A 5,008-nucleotide genomic window follows, 5' to 3' on the forward strand; every position below is an offset into this window, starting at 1 on the left:
ATGCTTGCGTCGGCCAGGTCGGGGCTGAAGGTGGCCGACAGGTTGTCTCCGCCGCTTTCAATAAAAATAATCTGGACATCTGGAAACTTGCGGGCCATTTCGTCTACTGCTTCCAGGTTCATGGAACAGTCTTCACGAATGGCGGTATGGGGGCATCCTCCAGTTTCTACGCCGACAATTCTTTCGGGAGGCAGGGCTGAATTCTTGATTAAAAATTCGGCATCTTCCTTGGTGTAAATATCGTTGGTTACTACGCAGATGCTGTATTCCTTACTCATCTTGCGGGTAAGTCTTTCAATCAATGCGGTTTTTCCAGATCCAACGGGACCGCCTACGCCAATTTTTACATAACTCATATTTTGCTCATTAACTCATATAAAGTCGGGAATAAAGTTCTTCGTGTTTCATTCCCGCAATATCTATGCCAGTTCCACCTACGCCCAAGTCATCCATGTCCAGCGTGCAGGCCCGCTGAACGGCTTGGATGATTTTCTTTTGGGATTTGCTTAAAATCTTTTGACCGACCATTTGACTTAGGGGAATCATCTTGACGCCGTTTGTGACAATGGCGTTTAGCAAGCTGTAGGTGTAAATGCTTGCGGCTTCTTCCTTGTTTAAACCGATGTCGTTTGCGAAGAGTCCGATTGCAATGGCGTGGTTTCCGATGCAAGAGCCATTTTTTAAAACTTCATCTCGATAAAAGTCCAGAGATGGAAAGCAGTTGTTTTTTGCACCTTCAAATTCGCCATAGATTTTTAAAAATCTGCTGCAGAGTTTTTTGGAACCTGTGCGAACTTCTTCTGGAGCCTTTAGGGCCATGGAGAAACTGTCTAGATTTTTAATGAAACTCATGTCGTCGGCGTGGTCGAAGCTGAGAATCATGACTCCTAAATCATTGTAGGGGAGTACATTCAAAAAACTAGAAGCATATTCCTGGAGGGCGTCTCCATTTGTGATGGTCTTGTTAGCAATTAAAGTCTCAAGACCATTGGAGAGGGTAAATGCTCCAATGGGAAAGAGGCTGTCGCAAACCTGAATCATCCGGAGAGTGGCTAGCATATTTAGTACTAATGATGGTGCTCGTGATGATGGCCATGCTCGTGGCTATGGGGGTGCCCGTTACTTGCGCCGTGAGCCTTGCAGACGATGTAGTCAGAAAAAACATCTTCTACAATCTGAGGGAGAAATCCCAAACGGACTAGGTATTCGAAGGTGGGCTCGTCATAAGGAATGGTGACATCCTTTTCTGTAATTTGCAGGGAAAGATGCCTGTTACCCAATTCAAATCCAAGGCGTCCCATTTCTTCCATAGTCTTGACGGGAATGCGAACCAGTTTTGTCTTGTTGATCTTTACAGCGTAAATTTTATCGGGACTGACGGCGAGAACATCGCCATCAGAAAGGGATTCCTCAATCTGAATTCCCAATTCGGTTCCGTCATCGGTAACTTTAAAAATACGATGCTTGTCTAGTTCAAACCATTCGAATGGAATGTCTACCACGGTCTTGGAAGGAACTTCGTTTCCGTGATGGATGTTTCCGAGAATTTTATCGGCAATCATTTTTGACTCCTTGCAGATTGCTTTTTAGAAAAGGAAGTACCTTCTTGCAAGAGAAAGTTCTGTGGCGGCTTCGCAGGTGATTCGTTCACCATCCACCTTTACAGTGTAGGTTTCAGGATCTACTTCCAGCTTTGCGATGCGGTCGTTGTGAACCATGTCCTTCTTGCCGATGTTTCGACAGTTGCTTACGGGGAGGACCATTCTTTCGAGGCCCAGTTCTTCCTTGATGCCATTTGCAAAAGCGTATTCCGAAACGAAGGTGATGCAGGTTTTTGCCAAAGCCTTGCCGTGAGCACCGAACATATCGGTATACACAACTGGCTCTGGGGTGGGAATGCTGGCATTGGCATCGCCCATTTTGGATGCGCAAATAAAACCGTTTTTCAGAATCATTTCGGGCTTGGCTCCGAACATGTCGGGACGCCAAAGGACAAGGTCTGCGATTTTGCCAACCTCTACAGAACCAACGTACTTTGAAATGCCGTGGGTAATGGCCGGGTTGATGGTATACTTGGCAATGTAACGCTTGATGCGATTGTTGTCGTTGCGTTCGCAGTCTGTTTCGAGAGTGCCGCGTTGTTTTTTCATTTTGTCTGCGGTTTGCCAAGTGCGGGTGATCACTTCACCTACGCGGCCCATGGCCTGAGAATCAGAACTCATCATGGAGAAAATTCCCATGTCGTGAAGGATGTCTTCGGCGGCGATGGTTTCCGGACGAATTCTTGAATCCGCAAAAGCCACATCTTCTTTATTGTTCTTGTCCAGATGGTGGCATACCATCAACATGTCCAGATGCTCGTCAATGGTATTTCTGGTGAAGGGCATTGTCGGATTTGTTGAAGAAGGCAAGACATTTTTGAAGGCGGCTGCGCGAATGATGTCGGGAGCGTGTCCACCGCCAGCACCTTCCGTATGGTAGGTGTGGATGGTGCGTCCCTTAAAGGCTGAGATGGTATCTTCTACGAAGCCGCCTTCGTTTAATGTATCCGTGTGGATGGAAACCTGGACGTCGAATTCATCCGCGACGCCTAGGCAAGTGTCAATAGCCTTGGGAGTGGAACCCCAGTCTTCGTGAAGTTTCAGGCCTGCAGCTCCTGCACGCACCTGTTCTCTCAAGGTTTCTGCACAGGAGCCATTTCCCTTGCCGAGGAAGGCTAAGTTGACAGGCAAATCTTCTGCAGCTTCCAGCATCTTGTGAATGTTGAATGCGCCGGGCGTACAAGTGGTAGCGTTGGTTCCGTCAGCAGGGCCTGTGCCGCCACCAATCATGGTGGTGACGCCGCTATAAAGAGCTGTACGAACTTGTGTGGGAGAGATAAAGTGAATGTGGGTGTCGATACCGCCGGCAGTCAAGATCAGGCCTTCGCCAGCAATGGCTTCGGTGGAACTGCCGATGATCATGCCTGGGGTAACGCCATCCATCATGTGGGGGTTGCCGGCTTTTCCGATGCCAGCAATTTTTCCGTCCTTAATGCCTATGTCGGCCTTGAAAATTCCAGTTGCATCAATGACAAGCGCGCTTGTAATGACAGTGTCTAGGCATTCGTCATCCTTAAAGGGCGCTGCCTGGCCCATGCCATCTCGCAATGATTTTCCGCCACCGAATTTGGCTTCGTCACCGTAAACACAATAATCTTTTTCTACTTCTACAATAAGGGAGGTATCTGCAAGACGGATGCGGTCGCCTACGGTGGGGCCATACATTTGAGCGTAATCTTTTCTGGAAATCTTGTACATGTTAAGCTCCCGTAAAACCAGAGGTTGATGCTCTGCCAAATGCAGCCGTTTTTATGGATTCATCATCCATAGGGCCTTCTACTAGACCGTTCAATCCATGACCTTCGCGGCTACCACCGATTTCAACTAAGTTTACGGTCTTTGTTTCGCCGGGCTCAAAGCGCACTGCAGTTCCCGCGGGTACATCAAGACGCATGCCATAGGCTGCCATGCGATTGAAATCCAGTTTTTTGTTGACTTCAAAGAAATGGAAATGAGAACCTACTTGAACAGGACGGTCTGCTGTATTGGTAACATCTAGAGTAAGTGTTCTCTTGCCTACATTCAGTTCGATGAAGCCTTCCTCCACGAGAACTTCGCCAGGAATCAATTTCCCAGTAGCAGGAATTGGATCGTGTACGGTAACCAGCTTTGTTCCGTCAGGGAATGTGGCTTCCAGCTGGACTTCGTGAATCATTTCTGCGACGCCGTCCATCACCTGTTCGGCAGTCAGCATCTTTCGACCCTCGGACATCAATTCTGCAACGGTCTTGCCATCTCGAGCCAATTCCAATAACTTGCTGGAAATGTAGGCGATGGCTTCCGGATAATTCAGTTTCAGTCCGCGTTGCAGTCTTTCACTTGCCACAATGCCTGCATAGTGCAGCATCAACTTTTCAGTTTCTCTAGGAGTTAAATGCATAATTAATCCGTCATCAATTTTTGGACTTCAGCCTTGTCACAAAGGGATGTTTCCCTGTGGAAAATGATGTTACCCTTTTCCATGATGTTGATGTAGTGGCTGTTTTCCATAACGAAATCCAGATACTGTTCCACCAGCAATACGGTAATGCCCTTCCATTCGTTAATCTTACGGATGGCGCGACCAATGTCGTTAATGATGGATGGCTGGATACCTTCGGTAGGTTCGTCAAGAATCAAAATTTTGGGGTCCTGCACCAGGGCGCGTGCGATGGCAAGTTGCTGTTGCTGACCGCCGGAAAGGTCGCCACCGCGGCGTTTGGCGAATTTGGGCAGGATAGGAAACAGGTCGTAGAGATATTCGGGAATCTTGTTCTTACCCACCTTTTCTCCACGGCCAAGAATGGGCTGTATGCCCAATTCCAGATTTTCCTGGACAGTCATCTGCGGGAAAATATCTCGACCTTGCGGGACGTAGCCAATGCCGCAGCGTACACGTTCGTAGGCGGGAAGTTTTGCGATTTCCTTTCCGTCAAAAACAAGAGATGTTTCGGGGCCCGTCTTTACTAGCCCCATAATGCTCTTTAGTGTGGTGCTTTTTCCAACGCCGTTTCGACCGATGAGGCTTACGATTTTTCCCTTGGGGATATCCAGACTCAAACCTTCAATGACGCGGCTTTCGCCATAATAGGAATCCATGTTTTTCAAATAAAGCATAATTATTCTCCACCACGACCCAGGTAAACTTTCTGCACGGTAGGATCGGCAAGAACTTCCGTTACGCTGCCTTCCATCAGAATTTTTCCTTCATGAAGGACTGTCACCTTGTCGGCAACCTGCTTCACGAAATCCATATCGTGTTCAATAACGATGACGGTACAATCCTTCTTGATTTCTTTCAGGATTTCTCCGGTTTTAAATGTTTCTGGCTTGCCCATGCCGGCGGCAGGTTCATCCAGCATAATGACTTCCGGCTTTTGCACCAGCTGCATTGCGATTTCGAGCCATTGCTTTTCGCCGTGAGCCAA

Annotated in this window: 7 protein-coding genes; all 7 read right to left on the reverse strand. The window is 47.9% G+C overall.

The window, feature by feature from the left end; all coding sequences use genetic code 11:
• Nucleotides 1-356: urease accessory protein UreG (gene ureG / locus MJZ25_16250; protein MCQ2125727.1), on the reverse strand; the 356-nt coding region annotated here is incomplete at its 3' end.
• Nucleotides 357-366: 10 nt separating this feature from the next.
• Complete coding sequence (locus MJZ25_16255; GenBank protein ID MCQ2125728.1) at nt 367-1,059, reverse strand: hypothetical protein; 693 nt, start codon at nt 1,057-1,059, stop codon at nt 367-369.
• 8 nt (nt 1,060-1,067) lie between these two features.
• A complete protein-coding gene (locus MJZ25_16260; protein MCQ2125729.1) occupies nt 1,068-1,562 on the reverse strand; it encodes an urease accessory protein UreE in 495 nt (164 codons plus the stop codon).
• Between the two features lie 24 nt (nt 1,563-1,586).
• Complete coding sequence (ureC, locus tag MJZ25_16265) at nt 1,587-3,299, reverse strand: urease subunit alpha (protein MCQ2125730.1); 1,713 nt, start codon at nt 3,297-3,299, stop codon at nt 1,587-1,589.
• 1 nt (nt 3,300) lies between these two features.
• A complete protein-coding gene (ureA, locus tag MJZ25_16270; protein MCQ2125731.1) occupies nt 3,301-3,981 on the reverse strand; it encodes an urease subunit gamma in 681 nt (226 codons plus the stop codon).
• Nucleotides 3,982-3,983: 2 nt separating this feature from the next.
• A complete protein-coding gene (gene urtE, locus MJZ25_16275) occupies nt 3,984-4,697 on the reverse strand; it encodes an urea ABC transporter ATP-binding subunit UrtE (protein MCQ2125732.1) in 714 nt (237 codons plus the stop codon).
• Nucleotides 4,698-4,699: 2 nt separating this feature from the next.
• Nucleotides 4,700-5,008, reverse strand: a 309-nt coding sequence (locus MJZ25_16280; GenBank protein ID MCQ2125733.1) for an ABC transporter ATP-binding protein, incomplete at its 5' end; no start/stop codon positions are given.

The organism is Fibrobacter sp., assembly GCA_024399065.1.
Taxonomy (GTDB): domain Bacteria; phylum Fibrobacterota; class Fibrobacteria; order Fibrobacterales; family Fibrobacteraceae; genus Fibrobacter.

Bases quoted from the DNA above. Each gene is read 5' to 3' on its own strand.
- MJZ25_16255 (MCQ2125728.1), bottom strand. From the start codon at position 1,059: ATGCTAGCCACTCTCCGGATGATTCAGGTTTGCGACAGCCTCTTTCCC.
- MJZ25_16260 (MCQ2125729.1), bottom strand. From the start codon at position 1,562: ATGATTGCCGATAAAATTCTCGGAAACATCCATCACGGAAACGAAGTT.
- ureC (MCQ2125730.1), bottom strand. From the start codon at position 3,299: ATGTACAAGATTTCCAGAAAAGATTACGCTCAAATGTATGGCCCCACC.
- ureA (MCQ2125731.1), bottom strand. From the start codon at position 3,981: ATGCATTTAACTCCTAGAGAAACTGAAAAGTTGATGCTGCACTATGCA.
- urtE (MCQ2125732.1), bottom strand. From the start codon at position 4,697: ATGCTTTATTTGAAAAACATGGATTCCTATTATGGCGAAAGCCGCGTC.